General features: G+C 56.0%; 17 protein-coding genes. 10 read left to right on the top strand and 7 right to left on the bottom strand.

The annotated features are described in order from the left end of the window. Positions 1 to 85: 85 nt before the first annotated feature. From JJL52_RS16165 to tolA, 3 genes are all read right to left on the bottom strand, one after another. Positions 86 to 769: a type 1 glutamine amidotransferase domain-containing protein gene (locus JJL52_RS16165; RefSeq protein ID WP_202053527.1), complete on the bottom strand. Its 684-nt coding sequence runs from the start codon at positions 767 to 769 to the stop codon at positions 86 to 88. Between the two features lie 486 nt (positions 770 to 1,255). Next, the gene (gene smbP, locus JJL52_RS16160; RefSeq protein WP_202053526.1) at positions 1,256 to 1,600 is read right to left on the bottom strand and encodes a small metal-binding protein SmbP; all 345 of its coding nucleotides are present in this window, start codon (positions 1,598 to 1,600) and stop codon (positions 1,256 to 1,258) included. Positions 1,601 to 1,986: 386 nt separating this feature from the next. Beyond that, the gene (gene tolA / locus JJL52_RS16155) at positions 1,987 to 2,892 is read right to left on the bottom strand and encodes a cell envelope integrity protein TolA (protein ID WP_202053525.1); all 906 of its coding nucleotides are present in this window, start codon (positions 2,890 to 2,892) and stop codon (positions 1,987 to 1,989) included. Between the two features lie 214 nt (positions 2,893 to 3,106). Here tolA and JJL52_RS16150 point away from each other — a divergent pair, with 214 nt between their 5' ends. Together JJL52_RS16150 and JJL52_RS16145 are read left to right on the top strand one after the other, a co-directional pair. Then, positions 3,107 to 5,422 carry a TonB-dependent siderophore receptor gene (locus JJL52_RS16150; protein ID WP_202053524.1) on the top strand — a complete coding sequence of 772 codons (2,316 nt, stop codon included), beginning with the start codon at positions 3,107 to 3,109 and terminating at the stop codon, positions 5,420 to 5,422. A gap of 14 nt (positions 5,423 to 5,436) precedes the next feature. Beyond that, complete coding sequence (locus tag JJL52_RS16145) at positions 5,437 to 6,639, top strand: PepSY domain-containing protein (RefSeq protein ID WP_202053523.1); 1,203 nt, start codon at positions 5,437 to 5,439, stop codon at positions 6,637 to 6,639. Positions 6,640 to 6,643: 4 nt separating this feature from the next. Here the strand turns inward: JJL52_RS16145 and JJL52_RS16140 are convergent, their stop codons facing one another. The 4 genes from JJL52_RS16140 to JJL52_RS16125 form a co-directional block, all read right to left on the bottom strand. Beyond that, positions 6,644 to 6,931, bottom strand: a complete 288-nt coding sequence (locus JJL52_RS16140) for an encapsulin-associated ferritin-like protein (RefSeq protein ID WP_202053522.1) — start codon at positions 6,929 to 6,931, stop codon at positions 6,644 to 6,646. 290 nt (positions 6,932 to 7,221) lie between these two features. Next, a complete protein-coding gene (locus tag JJL52_RS16135; RefSeq protein WP_202053521.1) occupies positions 7,222 to 8,883 on the bottom strand; it encodes a multidrug ABC transporter permease/ATP-binding protein in 1,662 nt (553 codons plus the stop codon). Positions 8,884 to 8,905: 22 nt separating this feature from the next. Continuing rightward, positions 8,906 to 9,130 (bottom strand): hypothetical protein, encoded by a 225-nt coding sequence (locus JJL52_RS16130; RefSeq protein WP_202053520.1) that lies wholly within the window; start codon positions 9,128 to 9,130, stop codon positions 8,906 to 8,908. After that, positions 9,123 to 9,392, bottom strand: coding sequence for a hypothetical protein (locus JJL52_RS16125; RefSeq protein ID WP_202053519.1), 270 nt, complete (start codon positions 9,390 to 9,392; stop codon positions 9,123 to 9,125). The genes JJL52_RS16130 and JJL52_RS16125 overlap by 8 nt, the downstream gene beginning before the upstream one ends. A gap of 316 nt (positions 9,393 to 9,708) precedes the next feature. Here JJL52_RS16125 and JJL52_RS16120 point away from each other — a divergent pair, with 316 nt between their 5' ends. The 8 genes from JJL52_RS16120 to JJL52_RS16085 all read left to right on the top strand — a co-directional run. After that, the gene (locus JJL52_RS16120) at positions 9,709 to 10,680 is read left to right on the top strand and encodes a hypothetical protein (protein WP_202053518.1); all 972 of its coding nucleotides are present in this window, start codon (positions 9,709 to 9,711) and stop codon (positions 10,678 to 10,680) included. A gap of 81 nt (positions 10,681 to 10,761) precedes the next feature. Continuing rightward, a complete protein-coding gene (locus JJL52_RS16115) occupies positions 10,762 to 13,182 on the top strand; it encodes a penicillin acylase family protein (RefSeq protein WP_202053517.1) in 2,421 nt (806 codons plus the stop codon). Between the two features lie 37 nt (positions 13,183 to 13,219). Further along, entirely contained in the window at positions 13,220 to 14,557 is a 1,338-nt protein-coding gene (locus JJL52_RS16110) for a lysine N(6)-hydroxylase/L-ornithine N(5)-oxygenase family protein (protein WP_202053516.1), read from the top strand. A 182-nt stretch (positions 14,558 to 14,739) separates the two neighbouring features. After that, entirely contained in the window at positions 14,740 to 15,657 is a 918-nt protein-coding gene (locus JJL52_RS16105) for a GNAT family N-acetyltransferase (protein ID WP_202053515.1), read from the top strand. A gap of 7 nt (positions 15,658 to 15,664) precedes the next feature. Further along, entirely contained in the window at positions 15,665 to 15,877 is a 213-nt protein-coding gene (locus tag JJL52_RS16100) for an MbtH family protein (RefSeq protein WP_202053514.1), read from the top strand. Positions 15,878 to 15,886: 9 nt separating this feature from the next. Then, positions 15,887 to 16,639: a thioesterase II family protein gene (locus tag JJL52_RS16095; RefSeq protein WP_202053513.1), complete on the top strand. Its 753-nt coding sequence runs from the start codon at positions 15,887 to 15,889 to the stop codon at positions 16,637 to 16,639. Between the two features lie 99 nt (positions 16,640 to 16,738). Next, positions 16,739 to 17,725 carry a TauD/TfdA family dioxygenase gene (locus JJL52_RS16090; protein ID WP_202053512.1) on the top strand — a complete coding sequence of 329 codons (987 nt, stop codon included), beginning with the start codon at positions 16,739 to 16,741 and terminating at the stop codon, positions 17,723 to 17,725. Between the two features lie 7 nt (positions 17,726 to 17,732). After that, a partial coding sequence (locus tag JJL52_RS16085; protein WP_202053511.1) for an AMP-binding protein occupies positions 17,733 to 19,866 on the top strand: 2,134 nt, incomplete at its 3' end.

Genomic DNA, 19,866 nt, shown 5'->3' with positions numbered 1-19,866 from the left:
AACTCCGGCTTAGGTACAGGCCCTGGTTCGGCGGCGAACATGGCGTTGTACGGGTTTGTCATCGTCCGCTTTCGATTCGCTTAACTTAAACGGAGCGAAGCAATTTCAGTAACTGTTCCGCTGCAGGCTCCGATGAGGCCGGATTCTGGCCGGTCACCAGCTTGCCGTCCACTTGGACGTAGGGAACCCAGTTGACGGCACTGCTGTAGATACCGCCCCGTTCCTTGAGCCGGTCTTCCAACAGAAAAGGCACCGCCGCAGTCAAGCCCACCGCTTCTTCTTCCGCATTTGTGAACCCGGTTATCCGTTTGCCTTTAACCCAATAGTCGCCATCCTTTCCGTGCACATTGACCAGCGCAACCGGTGCATGACATACCGCACCCACTGGCTTGTCGGCGTTCACAAAGGCTTCGATCAGGGCGATGGATGTCGCGTTGTCGGGCATGTCCCACATCGGGCCATGGCCGCCGGGATAGAAGACTGCATCGAAATCGTCCGCAACCACGTCACCTAGCTTTTTCGTGTTGGCAAGTTCAGCTTGCGCAGCGGTGTCGTTGCAGAATCGCTTCGTTAATTCAGTCTGGTTTTCTGGCAGATCGCTTTTCGGATCGAGCGGCGGCTGGCCGCCCTTAGGCGAGGCCAACGTGATCAATGCCCCGGCATCCTTAAACACGTAATAGGGAGCGGCGAACTCTTCCAGCCAGAAACCAGTTTTCTTTCCGGTGTCGCCAAGTTGGCTGTGAGACGTGAGAACAATAAGAATCTTCATAGCAAACCTCCTTCATGTTTGAGAACCTGCCTTAAAACGTCAGCATTCCGTCTGTATTGCCCCCGACTCATTCACTGTTTGCGCCGCCGAACGGATCGAAGGGATGGATTACTTTTTGGCCTGAGCGGTTTCCAAACGTTCCAGCTTGCTACCACTCATCGTGCAAAACTTAGCGGGTGCATTTCGAGGCGCGGCCGCAGGTTACGGCGGGCTTCCATGCAGCCGGATGCGATCACTGGCAGGACAAGTATTGTTTTCTCAGAGCCGTCAGCAGTTATGCCGACGTGCTCGACCGGGGCTTCGTGATCCGCAGAAAAAAGCCCGCGGATTTGGGCCGCGGGCTCAACCGGCTCATTTCGACTGGTTAGCGTTCACTTTCAGTATGGTACTGGATGGTACTGGATGAAGAAAATACAAGGCCTCTGGAACCCTGGCGATAGACAGACGCCACCTGCTGAGCGATCCCGGCAAAAAAGTAAACGAAAGTTACTGATTGCCGGCTTTCAGGTGTTCTGCCGCTTCGGACGCGGCTTTTGTCGCAGTCTTCCCATGCTCTTTACCTCTCATTTTGCCGTGCTCGATCGCCGATTTCAGGGATTGGATCGCCGCCTGAATATGGGTTTTGGATTCGCCTTCCGCGACTTCCGCCGCCTTGATCGCATGCGGCAACGCCTCTTTGGCGTGCTTGGCCAGTTCTTGATTGTGTCCGGCTTTTCCCTGCTGAATGGCCATATTGGTATGTTTCAAAGCCGCCTCAGCATGCTCTTCGGCAACTGCTGCGAAGCTGAAAAACGCCGATAAAAAGATACTGATTAAGATCATTTTATTCATGTGAACCTCCTTCTGCGCGTATTCCAAATTTAATCAAACACCCGGCTTAACGCTGTTAAGCTCTTGAATTTTGAGAATCACTCGGGGAGATAGTTCCTTCAGCGAACAGGTAGCGATCGCGCTGGGAATGGGCGACGGTTGATGCCGATTTAATCTTGAGATGCTTGACATCCTCCGCCGGCAGCGTCACCGCTCTGTTACCGCGCTCCACATTGACCGCCGGGAATCTCCCACCGCTTTAATCAACAAGATGCCGGCACATCTGATGCGCTTATCCAGCCAATCGTCCCTTACAAAAAACCTTGCAATTCAAGATGGTCCGGATTTGGACCATCTTATATTTCCTTTCCCTGCTGCCGACATCAGGTAGCTGGTTATCGGATTATTTATTCCTGTGTTCCTCGCGAAGGATCGAAGGTAAAAGTGAAGCTTCTGAAACCTCTGTCAAATAAGACTTTATCGGCCGGAACCGGCAACGGCGAGGCTTGAATGACCGCATTCTGAGCCGAAGTATCGAAAGAGTCATCGCCACTCGAGGCAATGATCTCGGCATCAATGACATGGCCATCCGGCATCACTTTGACTCTGACTCGGCATTTCAGGTCCTTTTTCGAAGTCACCGGTCGGATCCAACTGCGGTGGATCTTAAGTCTAATGGCTTGGATCGCGCGAGTGATCTGTACCTGTTGCTGTGCGTTAACTTGAGCTCTTGCCAAAGCTTGAGCCTCCGCTTCGGCTTGCGCTTTTGCCGCTGCTTGAGCAGCTTGTTCTGCAGTTTCGTGACCCTCACTGTCTGACTTTGACGGAGCCGGTACCTCATCCGGAATCGCTGGAATGGTGGAGATGGATGGAGGGGGAGAAGGCAGGGAGGGTGTCGGCGCAGCTGTTACAGGCTGATCCTGCGTTTCTATGGGACGGGAATCCGATGCCGGTTGAATTCCATCGCCATGGCTTTCGTAAAAATCGTAGGCGTTGAAGGCTCCCCATAAAAGCAGCAAAGCGGCGACCCCATATAAAACCGGGCGCCCATTAAAACCCCGAAACCTATCGGTGGTTCGGGCGGATCCTGAGGGGACTAGAGACATGCCGCACCAGTCGCAATATCGGGCGGTGGCCCGGTTTTCGGTCTGACATTTTCGACAGTAAAGCACCTTGAGCAGCGAAGCCCCACAATGCTCGCAAAACTGCGCATCGGGCCGATTCTCAGTATGACAAAAAGAACACTTCATGCAGGTTAACCGGTTTTTTGAAATTGGGAAGCGATTATGGCATGCGGGTTGGTTGATCGTCATCTTGATCTTACCTGCAGCCGATGCTGTTCATTTGGATTCAGGAGAACATTATTCAAGGGATCTGGCCTGAGTCGACTTGTCTCGGTTGCCAAGCACGGGCAAGTCTTTAATTTAGGTATAGGTTAGAGATAGAACTTATATCAAATGAAATTAATATTGAGAATTATTATTATTAACTATATTATAAGGGCAATTCCATTCATTAGGTGCAGCTATGAACCCCCAATTCGGAAATGCATGTGAGCGTAGTCCGGTTAACGAGATTTTGCGGAAAGCGATTTTTGTCGCGTTAACGACAACCTGGTCTTCCGGCGATTTGGCGGCCGAAGAAGTTCAAGAAGAGTCTGGAGCTGCGGAAGCGGGAATAGTGAGACCGGACGTTAAACAAAGCCCTGATGTCCAAAGCGAGGAAATCTTGCCGACCGTATCGGTGGTCGGACGGAAAGAAACTAAAGCTATCGATCCGGTAGACGGTTACGTCGTGAAAAAATCGCTGTCCGGCTCAAAGACCGATACACCCTTGATCGAGGTGCCGCAGTCGGTCAGCATTATCAATAAAGACGAATTTGCCGCGCGCACCGCACAAAGCATCACCCAGGCCGTTGCCTATACGCCGGGCGTAGTCACCGGTATGTTCGGTCCCAGTACGCGCGACGATTATTTCAATTTGCGCGGTTTCGAGGGCACTCAATACCTTGACGGCACTCGCCTGATGAGTTCGAGCAGCAGTTACGCCCAACTGCGGGTCGATCCTTACGGCATGGAACGGATCGAAATATTGCGTGGTCCTTCGTCGGTGCTCTACGGCCAGAACGCCCCCGGCGGCCTGGTCAATATGATGAGCAAGCGGCCGACAGCAATCCCGTTCCACGAAGTCCAGTTCCTCGGCGGCAGCTACGACAGGGTGCAGGGCAGCCTGGATTTGAGCGGTCCGGTCGCCGGACGCGACGATTTGCTCTATCGATTGGTGGCCTTGGGTAGGGGCAGCGATACTCAGGTCGATTTCGTGGAGGACAACCGCTATTATGTCGCACCGAGTTTTACCTGGAAGCCGAGCGATGCGACCACGTTTACCTTTCTGAGCCATTATCAGAAAGATGAAACGGGGAACGCGATGCAGTTTTTGCCTTACGAAGGAACGGTATTAGGTAATCCTAATGGCCGAATTCCTACGAGCCGGTTTCTTGGCGAACCCGATTTTGATGGATACGATCGCGAACAATTTGCTGTCGGCTATGCCTTTGAGCATCGTTTCAACCAAATTTTCACCGCTCGGCAGAACTTGCGTTATGCCAATATCGAGAGTGATTATCGAGGCATTTATCCGGATTACTTCTATGGCTTTAATTATGACACTGGGCGCTTGATTCCTAGAGCGAGCTTTGTTGATAGTCAAATGCGCAGTATTAACCGTTACGGTGCTCAATATAAGGATAATACGGATACCTTTACGCTGGACAATCAGGCGCAGGCCGATTTTGTTACCGGTTCGATTGCACATACCGCGCTTGTCGGCGTGGATTATCGCCATTTCAGTGCCGAGAGATTGCGTGGTTTTACCGATTTCGAATTGCCGGAACTGGTTCTGGATATCTATAACCCGGTCTACGGCAAACCGTTTGCCCGGCCGGTTCTGGATTCCGGCACAGATCAGGAACAGGATCAGATCGGTGTTTATGCGCAAGATCAGATCAAGTGGAATCACTGGATAGCAACGATTGGTATCCGTCACGATTGGGTGTCGGCTTCGACGCGCAGCAACGGCAGTGTGGAAGTTCCGCAAGAGGACGAAGCGTTCACTTACCGTACGGGCTTGAGTTATCTGTTCGATAGCGGTGTGGCCCCATATTACAGCTACTCCGAATCTTTTGAGCCGTCCGTCGGTACAACTTTTGCGGGAGTTCCCTTTAAACCCACGACAGGCCAGCAACATGAATTCGGTATCAAGTACCAGCCGCGAGGTTACAATGCGCTGCTGACCGCTGCGTTTTTCCATTTGATTCAGCAAAATGTCCTCACCGCCGATCCGGAACCTACGCATGCCGGCTATAGCATACAAACCGGCGAGGCTCGTTCGCAAGGTGTTGAATTGGAGGGCAAAGCCACGCTGGATATGGGTCTGAACATGGCGGCATCCTATACCTATACCGATACGAAAGTCACGCAGTCCAACATTGGTTCCGAATTCGGGAATAATCTGACCTACACGCCGGAACACCAGGCGGCGCTTTGGCTGGATTATACCCATCAGCTTGGAGACTTTAGGGGGCTGGGACTGGGTGGCGGTTTGCGCTATGCGGCCGGAAATTACGGCGACTTGAGCAATAGCCAGAAAACGCCCGGCTATGTGCTGGTCGATGCCGCCGTACACTACGATTTGGGACAATTGCACCACTCTATGGAAGGGATGCGCTTGGGCGTAAACATGAGCAACCTGCTGGATCATGAATATTTCACGACCTGCTATGGCGGCAGCTGCTTTTACGGCGACCGCCGCTCGGTACTGGCCAGCCTGCGTTATAACTGGTAACCGGCGGGCCGATAGTGCGAAAAATCTGGGTGCGGCTGCACCGTTATCTGGGGTTGGCAGCCGCTCTGTTTTTGCTGCAGGCCGCCTTGAGCGGCTGCATCATCGCCTATCAGCAGGAGTTGGATGCCTGGCTGAATCCCGAATTATTCGACAGTTCTGCGCAGGGCCCGATGTTGGACACGGCCGCTTTGCTGGCTCGATTGCAACGCGAACGGCCGCAATACCGGGTGGTGTCGCTGCCTTTAACGCGCGAGCCGGGTAAAGCGCTGCAGGTGACGGTAACACCGGCCGACCCGAGTCAGGAGCCTGCGGTTGACGAATTGTTCGTCGATCCCGTCAGCGCCGAAGTCCTGGGCGGCAGGCTATGGGGCGCTTGTTGTTTCGAAAGGCGGCATCTGATTCCCTTCATCTACGCGTTCCATTACAGTCTGCAATTACCGGGCGAGGTCGGGCTATGGGTGATGGGCGTGGCGGCGGTGATTTGGCTCTTCGAATCGCTGATCGGTTTTTACCTGACTTTGCCCAAGTTATCCTCAAGCCGGATGCCTGCGACGCGGTCTTCGCTAAATCCAGGTCTTCAACGGAAGACCTGGCTGCGCCGTTGGCTGCCTGTTTGGCGCATCAAACCGTCGGCAAGCCGTACCCGCCTCAACTTCGATCTGCATCGGGCCGGCGGCTTGTGGCTGTTTTGCTTTATGCTGGTGCTTGCCGTCAGCGCGATTTCGCTGAATTTGCGTGATGCCGTATTCGAGCCTGCCGTTTCGCTGTTCTCCGATTTTACCCTTTCGCCGTTCGACGCCCGCGAGCAGCGTGCCGAGGGACCACCGATAGAGGCAAAGGTTGGCTTTCAACAGGTGCTGCAAATCGCGAAAACCGATGCGGCCGGCCGCGGCTGGCGCCAGCCGCCTGCCTCGATGTTTTACAATGCCCAATACGGCATTTTCGGTGTCGGTTTCGGCGAGGAGACGGAGGGTTTGGGTCTCGGTTATCTCTACTACGACGGCGAAACCGGTGCCTACTTGGGCGATTACCTACCCGGAACCGGTACGGCGGCCGACGTGTTCGAGGCTTGGCAATTGCCGTTGCATAGTGGCCGTATTATCGGGCTGCCGGGCCGGATTCTGGTTTCGATAATCGGCATAGGCGTGATCTTGATGGCGGTCACCGGCACGCGGGTTTGGCTGCATAAGCGGAAGCCGGCTCGGGCCAGGGATTAAGCGCTTACAAATGGGCGATGGGTTTGTCGGTAAACAAATAGTCTTTCAATTCGTGTTCGAATTTTGCGTCCTGCCGCCGAATCCATTCCAACAGCATCGCTGCATGCTCTTTTTCCTCGTCGCGATTATGCGCCAGGATGGCTTTAAGTTCCGGATTTTTACAAGCGTCCACACGTTGGTTGTAAAAATCCACTGCCTCCAACTCTTCGCGCAGCGAGACAATCGCCCGGTGCATGTCGCGGGCCGCATCGCTCAATTCGTTTACAGGTTCTTGGTAGCCGTCGTTTGCCATGGATATACTCCTTTAGCGGTAGCTTGAAGGGATGAGTTTTGTTTGCGTTGCCGCATCAACCGTACCTTTCGATTTGCAAGATACGGTCCGTGTTTATTGTACACGCCGGCAAATTGGGTAGCAAAACACATGCATTATTGCTCCCGTCCTTGGCTCGGAAGGATCTCCAAGGGGCCGCATACGGGTTTGGTTTTTTGGGGAAACCGGCCTTATTTTAGGCATCGAAGCCAGAGAAACTGATTCCAGCTTTTCTTTGCAGAGGACTTCGGCACTGACTTAAAGCCATCGAATCACTGAACAAGTTGCGAGACGCAGGTTGATTCAGTTCGCCAGCAATGTGAGCCGATTTCCAGTAAATGCCCTTCATCCATTTTTACGACCCGGTCGGCGACATCGAAATAGTGCTCGTCGTGAGTAACGGCGAGCACGGTTTTCCCTTGCGCCTTCAATAGCGGCAAGAGCTCGGTGTAAAAGCGCCGGCGGTAGCCTGGATCCTGGTCGGCGGCCCACTCGTCCAGCACTATGATCGGCCGGTCTTCCAGGATGGCGACCAAGAGCGCCAGGCGCTTGCGTTGGCCTTGCGACAGGCGGGTGTCCTGCAGCCGGCTGTCTTCGACTTTGACCTTATGGGTCAGCTCCAGGAATTCCAGCCAATAAGCGACCTGTTCCGGGGCGGCATCACCGCCGTCCGGCCCGAGCAGGCGGTGAAACAAATGGAAGTCGGAAAACACCGTGGAGAACAGCCGGCGGTAAGCCGGACGGTCCGGTTCGGCCAAGGGAGCGCCGTTCCATAGAAGGGTCCCGGCTTGCGGCGCATATAAGCCGGTCAACAGGCGGGTGAAGGTGGTTTTGCCGCTGCCGTTGCCGCCGATCAGGAACACGATTTCGCCTGTCCTCAACGTAAAGTCGAGGGGGCCGACCGAGAAACGGTTGCCGCGCTCGGTTTCCAGATAGCGGTAGCTGATTTCTTGCAATGCCAAGGTTTGCCGGTTCGGCGGCAAGGGATGGTGCAGGCCGGAAAAGTCGGGCCGGTATTCCGGCAGTTGCAGGCTGTTGAGTTTATCCAGTGCGACGCTGCCGCCGATCAGGCTGGGAATCGCGGCGATCAGCCCGGTCAGCGACGTGCGCAGAAACAGGATCGTCAATGAATAGGTCGTCGCTACCGCGTGGTCTGCCCAGCCTGCGCCGTGCGCCAGGAAAAACACCAGGCCGATCGACCCTAGAATCATCGCATTGGCCCAATTTTCGTTAAAACCGTTGAAAATATCGGCGGCGGTTTCGCGGTCGCGGCTGGCGTCGGCATGCCGTTCGAATTCGTCCCGGTAGAACCGTTCCGCACGTTGGCGGTTCAGGGCCAATTCCTTACGGCCCAGCAGCGCGGCCTGGTAGTCCTCGTAGAGCAAATCTTCGATAGCGCGGGCGGCATTGATGCGGGCGTGGGTTTGCCGCATCAGCAGCCAGCCGGCCATCACGGTCAGCAGCATCCAGGCGGCGGTGGCGGCGAACAGCGGCTGCGACAGCCAGGCGAGATAGGCGAAGCCGCCCAGGTTCAGGACCAGCCCGTAAACCGTCGACGGCAAGCTGACGAATGCCGAAGTCAGGTGGCTGGTATCGCTGTTCAGGCTGGCCAGCAGGCGCGGCGGGCCGAGCTGTTCCAGCCGTTCCAGGTCGGTATCGAGGATACGTTTCACCAGCGTGCGGCGCAATTGGTAAACCAGGCGGTGGCCGAGCGTGGTCATGCAAATCTGCGAGGCGGTGCCGATTACGAATACGGCCGCCAGCAACCCGCCGAACAGTGCCAGGGTAGGGCCCAATTCGTTCTGCGGATGCAGCATGCGCTCGTTGGTGAAAGCGATCACCCCTACCGATAATCCGGCACTGGCGATACTCAGAGCGAGCACCGATAACAGCGCCCAGCGGAAGCGGTTGAACAGCAAGCGGAGCAAGGTCATGGGACGGTTCTGTGCGCGATAGTCAATGCCGGGTGTTGGCGGCCGGAAGGATCGTGGTCTTGCTGGTCTTGCCTATTTTTTTGGCTGCTTCTGCGGCCAATGCCGAGAGTTCGGCAAATTGTTCGATATTCAGGCGCAACGACAGGTTTTGCATGTGCAGGTGGACGACGCCGCATTCATGGCACATCGATATTTTTCCGGCGGAGTTGCTGGCGAGGTCTTCATGGCTGCAGGGTTTGTTAGACATGGTCAAATTCTCCAGGCAGTGGGGATGGGTAGGGCGATTCGGATAGCGTATTGACGGTTTTCGAATCGTGCTTTGCCGCGGCTAGTTTCGATTTGGCAAGCAACAGCAACATCTTCCAGACGATCTGCTTCGAATTCAGATCCAGGCAGCGGAAGTCGGTGATATGAATATGCCCGCTCGCTAATAGCGAGGCTAGAAAGTTCGGTTCGATTTCCAGTTTCACGGTTGCCGGCGTTCTCAATAAGAAAGGGAAAAATTTCATGACGGGCTCCGGTTTTTCTTGAGTATAAATGATAATCATTCTCAATACATATTTGCAACAAATTTATTATTTTCCGGCTAATGGGGTGTTCGCTGTCGAAGTTTCCAGCTGGAGGTATTGCCATTCGACCCGTAAGGTTATGTAGAAACTTATCAAATAATATTAATTAATAAAAATAAAAAATTGACAAAAATATAGTCAAAGTTAATAATAAGAATCGTTCTCATTAAGAATTGTGTTGGCTATGCTTTAGGCGGCCTGACGCCCTCTGAAATTAGGACTATCTGTGAGTCATCAATTTTTATAAGGTAATTCAATGAATAAGAAAACTTCAAAACACCCGGGCCTTACCTTGATTAAATCTTTGACGGCCGTTATTGCGGTGCTGTCGCTGGCGCAAACGGATTTGGCCGCTGCTGCCAAAGTTACAAAAGGCGAACAAGAGTTCGAGTGGGGTAACATGTCCAAATTGAAAAAGGGCACGAGAACTTTCACCAATCCGACGCCGATCGTTATTAATGATGAATGTGCCGATCCGGATAAACCGGAATGTGCGGCATTATTGGATAAATACAGCGCCGAGAATGCGCCGGCGGTGCAGGTGACTTCTGCGACCCCCTATGCGTCGGTCATCGAAGTCCCGGAATCGGCTTTTCCGAAAGACGCTAAGATCACCGACGTTAATGTCGTTATTAAAGACATTCATCACGATTATTTGAATGACGTGGATATGCTGCTGGTGGCTCCCGATGGTCGCTGGGTCATGCTGGCTTCCAATGTCAGTGCGGCCGGGGCGACGCCGGAAGGTGGGGTGTCGGGCATCAAAGCAGAGGGATTGAACTGGGCGTTCGACGACTCAGCCAGCTTGCCGCTGCCGCGTTCGGTAAGGGATGATGGCCGTTTAAGCGGCAGAGACACCAACCCTTTATACAACGTGATTTACGATGAATGGGTCGGTGTCTGGACCGACACGGCGCTGAGAACGTTCAAGCCGACTGATTACGACAACAACCCGGACAGCGATCATTTCCCTAACGGCATCGTCGGCAGTACGACGGCATTCAATACTGCGACGAATTCGGTGCCGCTGACGACCAGTACCGTTCTGGGAACCGTGGTTGCCGATGACCCAACCACCTTCAAAAAATTGTTGAACGGGCCGACGTTGAGCAGCCTGAACGGCATGTCGCCAACCGGACAATGGCGCTTGATCGTCGTCGACGATTTCTATTGGTTCGGCGGGGAAATCAAAGGAGGTTGGAGTCTGGAAATTACTGCCCAGAAATAAGCATCTACAATCCACGTTGCGTGGTAAACCCGGGTTTGCCACGCCCATCCAACTGGATGCTGTTGCCAATAGTCTATCCCAATGAAATTCACTGAATCGTTCGGCAAGCCCGTCAATTTGCTTAAAAGTCGGCCGTTCTTAGGGTGGCTGGCCGGTATGCTCGCCATCCTGGCGGGCCTGTGGCTGGAATCGATTGCTGCGCACGATGAAGCGTTTGAGTTGGCCGGCCTGGATCAAACCGTCGAGGTTTTCCGGGATGGTTTCGATGTGCCGCACGTCTATGCGCAAAGCGCCGACGATGCCTATTTCGCATTGGGTTATCTGCATGCCCGGGAGAGGTTATGGCAAATGGAGTTGAGCCGCCGCACCGGTTCCGGGCGACTGGCGGAACTGTTCGGTGCTGATGTCCTGGAGCAGGATCGTTTCATGCGTACCTTGGGATTGCGCCGTGCTGCCGAAGCCAACTGGGCGCAGCTCGATTCCGCCACGCAAGCTAGTCTGCAGGCCTACGCCAAAGGCGTCAACGCCGGCATCGCGCAAAGCCGTTGGTTGCCGGTCGAATTTTACCTGACCGGCGCGCCGCGGCCGGAACCCTGGCAGCCGGTGGATTCTCTGGTTTGGTTGAAAACCATGGCCTGGCGCCTGTCCGGCAACTGGTGGGAGGAACTGCTCAATCTGCGCCTGAAAAGCCGGTTGCCGGCCGTGCAGCTGGCCGATCTGTTTCTGCCTTATCCGGGCGATGCGCCGCAAACATTGCCTGATGTTTCAAAGTGGTACACACCGGCCGCTGCGCAGGCAGACCGTTTGTTGGTACAGCATCGGGACGAAGCCGACAAAAGCGTCGGCTCCAATAACTGGGTGGTAGACGGCAGCCGCAGCGTCAGCGGTAAACCGCTGCTGGCCAACGATCCGCATCTCCCGTTGACCGCACCGTCGACCTGGTACTTTGCCCATTTGCATGCGCCAGGCCTGAACGTGATCGGTGCCGGTTTGCCCGGCGTACCCGGTATTTTATTAGGCCGTAACGAGCAGGTCGCCTGGGCATTTACCAACACCAATCCAGACAGCCAGGATGTTTTCGTCGAACGTCTGGTATCCGGGAGTCCTACGCATTATCAAACGCCGGACGGTGAGGCGGCATTTAGCGAATTTACCGAAATTTTACGCATCAAGGGTGCGCCGGACGAACTCTTGATGGTCCAGACCAGCCGGCACGGTCCGCTCATTTCCACAGCCGATGCCGACGCTCGGCAAGCGACGCCTCCGGGTACTGCGCTGGCGCTGAGCTGGGTCGGCTTGCGCGCCGACGACATGACCGTCCGTTTCATGCTGAACGCCGGCCGCGCGCAAAACGCGGAGCAGTTGAAAGCGGCTGCGCGTGATTTTCACTCCCCGCAGCAGAACATCGTCTATGCCGACGCCGAAGGCTGCATCGGCTTTATCGCCGCCGGCAGGGTGCCGTTGCGTGCCCAAGGCAACGAATTACGCGGCACTTTACCTGCACCGGGTTGGTTGGCTCAATACGATTGGCAGGGAACGATTCCTTTTGAGCAATTGCCCCAACAAAATGCCGGCAGCGACGGCAAAATCGTCACCGCCAACCAAAAAATCACCCCCAAGAATTATTCTCATTTCATTACTTCGGGCTGGGCTTTGCCGTATCGGGCCGAACGTATTTCGCACTTGCTCGATCGACGGGCGCGTCACGATGTGCGTTCATTTGCGGCCGTGCAAAACGATGTGTTTAACCCGGTTGCCGCCGAATTGCTGCCGTTACTGCTCACCATAGACGCCGAGAATGACTTAAGCCGGCAAATATTGCGCAGCATGCGCGCTTGGGACTACCGGATGGCGGCGGATGCGGCCCAGCCTTTGGTTTTTGCCGCTTGGCTGCGCCATTTGAACGGCATTCTGCTGCAAGACAAACTGGGCGAACTTTACGAACTGGTGGGCGATTACAATCCGGCGTTCCTGGTTCGCGTGCTCAATAACCGCGACGGCAGTGCCGGGCGCTGGTGCCGGGGAGGCGCGTCTGCGCCAACACCATGTGCCGGCGAAATCCGCCAGGCCTTACAGGACGCGATCGTCGAAGTGAGCCGGTATTATGGCGACGAGCCGGCGCAATGGCGCTGGGGCAGGGCGCATGTCAGCGTGTTTGCCAACCAGCCACTCGGCAGATTGCCCGGCTTGGGATGGCTTTTCAATGTCGAAACCGAAAGTGCTGGCGGCATGGATGTCGTCAACGTTAGCGGCTATCGTTACGACGAACAAACGGGCCGATATCAAGGGGAGTCCGGGCCGGCATTTCGAGCGATTTACGATTTGGCCGAACCGGACAACTCGGTATTTATCCTGGGTACCGGCCAGTCCGGCCGGCCTTGGTCGCCTCACTACCGCGATATGGCCTTGCCTTGGGCGAAGGGCGATTATCTGCCATTGACTACCCGGCGCGACAACATCGAGCGCAACGCGGTGGCGCATCAGAGTTTATTACCCGAATGAGCGCACCATTTTTTTAATTTAATCGCAGGAAACAGTTATGAACGATCGTCTTGATCTGGCCGGTATAGGCATCGGGCCTTTTAATCTCAGCCTGGCGGCGTTGCTGTCGAAGGTGCCGCACTGCCGAGTGCGTTTCTTCGAGCGCCGGGGCAGCTTCAATTGGCATCCGGGCATGATGCTGCCCGGTACGCAAATGCAAACTTCGTATTTAAAGGATCTGGTCACCCCCGTCGATCCCAGCAATCCTTACAGTTTCTTGTCCTACTTAGTTGGCAAGGGTCGTTTTTACCGTTTCGTCAATGCCGATTATACCAGGGTACGGCGCGTCGAATTTGCCGATTACCTGCGCTGGGTTGCCGAGCAACTGCCCAGCCTGCAATTCTCCAGCGGTGTGGACCAAGTGGCGTTCGCCGAAGGCGGTTTTCGTTTGTATGGCGAAGGATTGCACGACGTGCGCGCTAGGCATCTGGTGGTGGCGACCGGCATGAGGCCGCATATTCCGGCTTGGGTCGAGCGTTATGTTGGCGATCATTGCCTACATAGCCACGGCTATGTAGGCTCGGATTTCTCGGTTACCGGCAAGCGGGTTGCGATTATCGGCGGCGGCCAGAGCGGCGCGGAAATTTTCTTGGATTTGATGGCCGGCAATCGAGGCAAGGCCGACGAAATCATCTGGGTCAGTCGCCGTCCGAATCTCGATCCGTTGGACGAAACGGCGTTTATCAACGAGTATTTCACGCCCGACTACGTGCGTCATTTTCACGCTTTGCCAGAGCAACGCAAGCCGCCGATCGTCGCTTCGCACAAACTGACTGGAGACGGCGTTTCTCCAGCTACGCTGCAGGTGCTTTCGCAATATTTGTACGACGCCGATTTTTTGAGCCGCGATATTACGCCTTACACGATCATGCCATATCGGGAAGTCCATTTGATGGGGCGCGACAAGGTCGGATTCCATCTGCACATGCGCAACGGTTTCAATGGTGCCGACGAAACCGTCAGCGTCGACCGGATCGTCCTCGCTACCGGCTACCGCTACCAATTACCGGGTTGTCTTGCCCCGCTATTGGAACGTCTGGATTTGGATCAGGACGGCTTTCCGAAATTAACGGCAGATTACCAGGTGCCGTGGGACGGCCCGGCCGGGTATCGCATCTACATGCAAAACGCCGGCCGCAACAGTCACGGCGTCGCCGACGCCCAGCTTAGCCTGGCGGCCTGGCGTGCGGCAGTCATAATCAACAGTTTGCTGGAAGAGGCCGTTTACGATGTTGACCCATTCCCGTCGCCGGTATACTGGGCCGGCGTTCGTGCCGAGGCAGCGAGTAAAGTAGTGAATAAAAGGGAGGCAGCAAAGATTTATCGAAAGGGATAAGATCTAATTGACATTTAAATGATAATCATTATCATTATTATATAGTTTATCTTTTATTTCAAATTCTTATGATGACAATCGATTCAGCTCAACGCTTGGCTAATGGTAGGCACTTGGCATTACGCCTTGATGAAACTGATTTATTGTTGAGCATAGATCAACAACTAACTGCCAAACTGCAAATGACTTCAGATCTTGGTAGCATCCTGGGACTGCAGATCAGCGAGATTAACGCCGCCGATACCTCTGAGATTGTCTCCGTCATGGCCTTAGGTTTACAGGGTTTATTCGACAAGCGACCACACTTGCTGGAAATTGAACTGTCCCTGGCAAAATATCCCGGGTTGATTGACTCGCTGGCCGGAGGCGGTTTCGCCGTCTTATCAACAGAAATTCAAAACTCTGTCACTAGCCGCCGCAGCATGTTGCGGCAAATCGCTGATCTGTATTTGCCTAAGGTGCGCTGTAACCCGTTTCCGCTGCAGTATGCAATCACAGACGGCAAACGCCATCCGTTGCGGCCGACTGTCGCACCCGGCGAAGTGTATCGCCGTTATTTGCCGGAACAAGGCCTGACGCTGTCATTCCGTACCGTCGATCCGGACGCCGATTTGGATGTTTTTCACACTTGGCACAACAATCCGAGGGTATCGGCGTTTTGGGAATTGGCCGGCAGCAAGGACATGCACTACGAATATTTGCAGAAAGTGACGGCCGACGCCCACATGCATCCGGTTTTCGGTTGTTTCGACGGCGAGCCGTTCGGTTACTTTGAGATCTATTGGGCCAAGGAAGACCGCATTGCGCCTTATTACGACGCCGATGATTACGATCGCGGCGTACACATGCTGGTTGGCGAGGAACGCTGGCGCGGTCCGCATCGGGTTGTGGCCTGGTTGCCGTCGCTGGTTCATTTCATGTTTTTGGACGATCCGCGCACCCGACATGTCGTTGCCGAGCCGCGCGCCGACAATGCCAAGATGATCGGCTACATGCAGCAGGCCGGATTTTGTAAACCCAAGGAGTTCGATTTTCCGCACAAGCGGGCCGCACTGATGATGTTGTCGCGGGAAGTTTTTTTCGACCAATTTTGCGTATAGGAATGTTATGAGTATCGATAGTGAAGACACAGTATTTCAGGTCGTGGTCAACGGCGAGGAACAATATTCGATCTGGCCGGACTACAAGCCGGTACCCAACGGCTGGCGTACGGTCGGCAAGTCGGGCGTGAAGAAGGACTGCTTGGCTTACATCGAAGAGGTGTGGACCGACATGCGTCCGCTGAGCCTGCGCAAATTTATGGATAGCCAGGCGCAATAAGGGAACGGCATGCGCCTCTTTTGTTTTCCGTATGCCGGCGCCAGCGCGATGGTCTACCAGCGCTGGCGCCGGCAAGTGCCGGATTGGCTGGACATCAAGCCGGTCGAATTGCCCGGGCGCGGCATTCGCCTGCCGGAGCCGTTAGTCAGGGACTGGGAAGAACTGATAACTACACTCGTCCGCGGCCTGACAGGCGACATCCGCCAGCCCTATGCCTTATTCGGCCACAGTTTCGGCGCGCTGGTCGCGTTCGAGACGGCGCACGCCCTGCGGGAATATGGCGTGCCGCTGCCGAGCGCTCTGCTCGTCTCCGGCTCCCATGCGCCCACCCGGCGGGACAATCGGCGCTTTGAGAATCTGCAAGACGATGATGCGTTGAAGGCCGAAATGCGGCGTTTGAACGGCACCGACGCCGTGGTATTCGCCAGCGAGGAATTGATGGCGTTGACGCTGCCGGTGCTGCGCGCCGATTTCCGGCTGTGCGGCCGATATGTGCGCCGCGACCGTGCACCGCTGGCGATTCCTGTGCATGTGTTGGCCGGAGTCGCCGACGAAACCACGCCGGCCACGCTGGAGGCATGGCGGACTGAAACTACGGGCGGCTTCACGCTCGATTATTTTGACGGCGACCATTTTTTCATCCAAAGCTGCGAGGAGCCGGTACTGGCAACGCTATGCCGTTACCTGGAGCGCACGCAAGCCGCAGATCCCGACAAAGCCATCCCATCGGATTTTCCGGAGTTTACCCTGGGGAAGCCTTGATACTCGTCTCTCAACGTCTCTTAGTGGATCAAGGTTTTGCTTCAGGGTAAACCCCGGAAATTTTGATGGTTTTTAAACAGACAAGGAATCTCACCCTATATGAATGCCGATAGCCGAATGTTGATGACGGAAAACCTGACCGCCAGCGGCGCTTTGCCTCTGCTGGTCAAGCCGGCTGCGCCCGGCATCGCGCTGTCGGAGGTGGCCGCCGAATTGCGCGCCTTGGCCGACCGTCATTTATTGCATTGCGGCGGCCTGTTATTTCGCGGTTTTGCGGTGGCGGGGCCCGCCGAGTTCAAAATGTTCGCCGCCGGTTTCGGCCATCCGCTGTTGAGTTACGAATTCGGCTCGACGCCGCGCACCCGGGTGGAAGAAGGCGTCTACACCTCGACCGAATACCCGCCGCACCAGTCCATTCCGCTGCACAACGAACAGGCCTATACCCGCGAATGGCCGATGAAGATCTGGTTCTACAGCGCGCTGGTGGCCGAGCGCGGCGGCGAAACGCCGATCGCCGACAGCCGGGAAATCTACCGGCGCATCGATCCGGCCATCCGCCGCCGCTTCGAACAACACGGGCTGATGTACGTGCGCAACTTCGGCAACGGCCTGGACGTGCCGTGGGCGCAGGTGTTCAACACGGAAGAACCGGGCGTCGTCGAACAATACTGCAGCGAACACGGCATCGTCTGCGAATGGAAGGATGACGGCGAACTGCGCACCCGGCAAATCTGCCAGGCCACCGCCCAACATCCCGTGACCGGCGATTGGGTCTGGTTCAACCAGGCGCATTTGTTCCATGTCTCCAATCTGGAGCCGGACGTACGCGAAGCCTTGCTCGACATGCTGGAGCCGGAAGATCTGCCGCGCAACGTTTACTACGGCGACGGCAGCCCGATCGAAGACAGTGTCCTGGACGAAATCCGCGGCGTGCTGGACGAGCTGACCGTCAGCTTTTCCTGGCAAACCGGCGACGTGATGATGCTGGACAACATGCTGGCCGCCCACGCCCGCTCGCCGTTCGGCGGCGCGCGCAAGGTCGTGGTGGCAATGGCCGAACCCTATTCGCAAACCCTTTCCGCGTAACCTACCGATGACGTTCAATCCCGCTCACGCCAACCATTTTGTCGACTTGCTGCTGCAACGGGCCGAACAGCATCCGGAGCGGACAGCCTTGCACTGCATCGCCGATACCGCGGACGGTGCCGGCAGTTACAGCTTTGCCGATCTGGACGGCCGTGCCCGTGCGATAGCGGCGCTTTTGCAGCAAACCGTTGTCCCCGGCGAGCGGGCCTTGATCGTGCTGCACACCGGCATCGATTACGTCAGCGCTTTTTTCGGTTGCCTTTATGCCGGCGTTATCGCAGTGCCGGCTTATCCGCCGGAATCGCAAGCGCCGCACCATCTCAAACGCGTGGCATCGATACTCGCCGATGCGAAACCCGCGGCTATATTAACGGCCGGCCCGTTGCTGAATACGCTGAATCAAGCGCTGGAGTCGATAGCCAGCGCCGAGCGGCAATTGGTGATCGCTGTCGATACGGTAGAGGCCGGGTTGGCTTCCGCCTGGCGGATGCCGAATATCGCCAAGGATGCGATCGCCTTTTTACAATACACTTCCGGGTCCACCGCCCATCCCAAAGGCGTGATAGTCGGCCACGACAATTTGCTGGCCAACCAGCGCGCGATCAAGCACGGCTTCGGCATCGGCGACGAAGATGTTTTCGTCAGCTGGTTGCCGTTGTACCACGACATGGGGCTGGTCGGCAGCCTGATGCAGCCGTTATACAGCGGCATTCCGCTGGCGTTGATGTCGCCGCGCCATTTTCTCGAGCGGCCGGTGCGCTGGCTGGAAGCGGTTTCGCATTTCGGCGGCACCATCAGCGGCGGGCCGGATTTTGCTTACCGTCTGTGCAACGAGCGTATCGGCGAGGCGCAGTTGGCCGGTTTGCGTTTGAATAGCTGGCGCCTGGCGTTCTGCGGCGCCGAGCCGATTCGCCGCGAAACCTTGACGACGTTTGCCGAAAAATTTGCCGCCGCCGGTTTGCCGGCCGGCGCACCGTATCCTTGTTATGGCTTGGCGGAAGCCTCGCTGCTGGTCAGCGGCGGTTTGCCCGGCGAGGGCGCGCGCGCCGTGGTTTGCGCCGCCGACGCGTTAGCCGAACATCGCGCGGAATTGGCCGAGAGCGGCAGCGTACTGGTCGATTGCGGCCAGGTCCAGCCGGAACACGAACTGGCAATCGTCGATCCGACGACCGGCGATTCATGCGGCGATAACCAAATCGGCGAAATCCGTTTCAGCGGTCCCAGCGTTACGCATGGCTACTGGCGAAATCCGGCGGCGACGCGGGAATCCTTTGTTCACGAGAACGGCAAAACCTGGCTGCGCACCGGCGATTTGGGTTTTATCCGCGACGGCCGCCTGTTCGTGACCGGACGCAGCAAAGATATGATTCTGATTCGCGGCCAGAACCTGTATCCGCAGGATATCGAGCAAGCCTTGGAAGAGCAGATTGAGCTGCTGCGTAAAGGTAGAATCGCCGCATTCGCGGTGAGCGTCGACGGCCGCGAGGATATAGGCATTGCCGCCGAAATCGGCCGAGGTACGCAAAAATTGGTACCCGTCGAAAACCTGTTCGAAGCGATTAACGAAACCGTGGGGCTGTGCTGCCAACAACCGGCGTCGCTAATTCTGCTGCTCAATCCCGGCGCCTTACCCAAAACCAGCAGCGGCAAACTGCAGCGCCGCGCCTGTTTTCAAGCCTGGCAGGACGGTACTTTGGATGCGTATGCAACACAGCAGACCGGCCGTAGCGCATCGGCGGCCGTTGCCGTGGACGAACTCGGTGAATTCGAACGGCAAATCGCCGCGATCTGGGGCGAAGTGTTGAACGTTGACGTCGTGGCGCCGCAAAAAAGCTTTTTTGCGTTGGGCGGCCAATCGATTACCGTGATGCAAGTTATTGCCCTTCTGCGCGAACGGTTGGACGTAATAATCGAACCGCGCCTGTTTTTCGAAAAACCGGGCTTACGCGAGTTTGCCGCTGCCGTTCAGGCATTACTTTCCGATCAAACGCAACCATTTACCGAGACACCGATTGTCCGGATCGATCAAACCGACGAGCTCTTGTTGTCTTACGGCCAGGAAAGCCTGTGGTTCTTATCGCAACTGGACCCGACGAGCACGGCCTACCACATCGCCGGCGGGGTGCGGCTGGTTGGCGATG

Origin of the sequence: Candidatus Methylomicrobium oryzae (assembly GCF_016745425.1) — a bacterium.
GTDB classification, from domain to species: Bacteria; Pseudomonadota; Gammaproteobacteria; order Methylococcales; family Methylomonadaceae; genus Methylomicrobium; species Methylomicrobium oryzae.
This window is presented reverse-complemented; position numbering and strand designations above follow the sequence as displayed.

Bases quoted from the DNA above. Each gene is read 5' to 3' on its own strand.
- JJL52_RS16165 (WP_202053527.1), bottom strand. From the start codon at position 769: ATGAAGATTCTTATTGTTCTCACGTCTCACAGCCAACTTGGCGACACC.
- smbP (WP_202053526.1), bottom strand. From the start codon at position 1,600: ATGAATAAAATGATCTTAATCAGTATCTTTTTATCGGCGTTTTTCAGC.
- tolA (WP_202053525.1), bottom strand. From the start codon at position 2,892: ATGACGATCAACCAACCCGCATGCCATAATCGCTTCCCAATTTCAAAA.
- JJL52_RS16150 (WP_202053524.1), top strand. From the start codon at position 3,107: ATGAACCCCCAATTCGGAAATGCATGTGAGCGTAGTCCGGTTAACGAG.
- JJL52_RS16140 (WP_202053522.1), bottom strand. From the start codon at position 6,931: ATGGCAAACGACGGCTACCAAGAACCTGTAAACGAATTGAGCGATGCG.
- JJL52_RS16135 (WP_202053521.1), bottom strand. From the start codon at position 8,883: ATGACCTTGCTCCGCTTGCTGTTCAACCGCTTCCGCTGGGCGCTGTTA.
- JJL52_RS16130 (WP_202053520.1), bottom strand. From the start codon at position 9,130: ATGTCTAACAAACCCTGCAGCCATGAAGACCTCGCCAGCAACTCCGCC.
- JJL52_RS16125 (WP_202053519.1), bottom strand. From the start codon at position 9,392: ATGAAATTTTTCCCTTTCTTATTGAGAACGCCGGCAACCGTGAAACTG.
- JJL52_RS16120 (WP_202053518.1), top strand. From the start codon at position 9,709: ATGAATAAGAAAACTTCAAAACACCCGGGCCTTACCTTGATTAAATCT.
- JJL52_RS16115 (WP_202053517.1), top strand. From the start codon at position 10,762: ATGAAATTCACTGAATCGTTCGGCAAGCCCGTCAATTTGCTTAAAAGT.
- JJL52_RS16110 (WP_202053516.1), top strand. From the start codon at position 13,220: ATGAACGATCGTCTTGATCTGGCCGGTATAGGCATCGGGCCTTTTAAT.
- JJL52_RS16105 (WP_202053515.1), top strand. From the start codon at position 14,740: ATGACTTCAGATCTTGGTAGCATCCTGGGACTGCAGATCAGCGAGATT.
- JJL52_RS16100 (WP_202053514.1), top strand. From the start codon at position 15,665: ATGAGTATCGATAGTGAAGACACAGTATTTCAGGTCGTGGTCAACGGC.
- JJL52_RS16095 (WP_202053513.1), top strand. From the start codon at position 15,887: ATGCGCCTCTTTTGTTTTCCGTATGCCGGCGCCAGCGCGATGGTCTAC.
- JJL52_RS16090 (WP_202053512.1), top strand. From the start codon at position 16,739: ATGAATGCCGATAGCCGAATGTTGATGACGGAAAACCTGACCGCCAGC.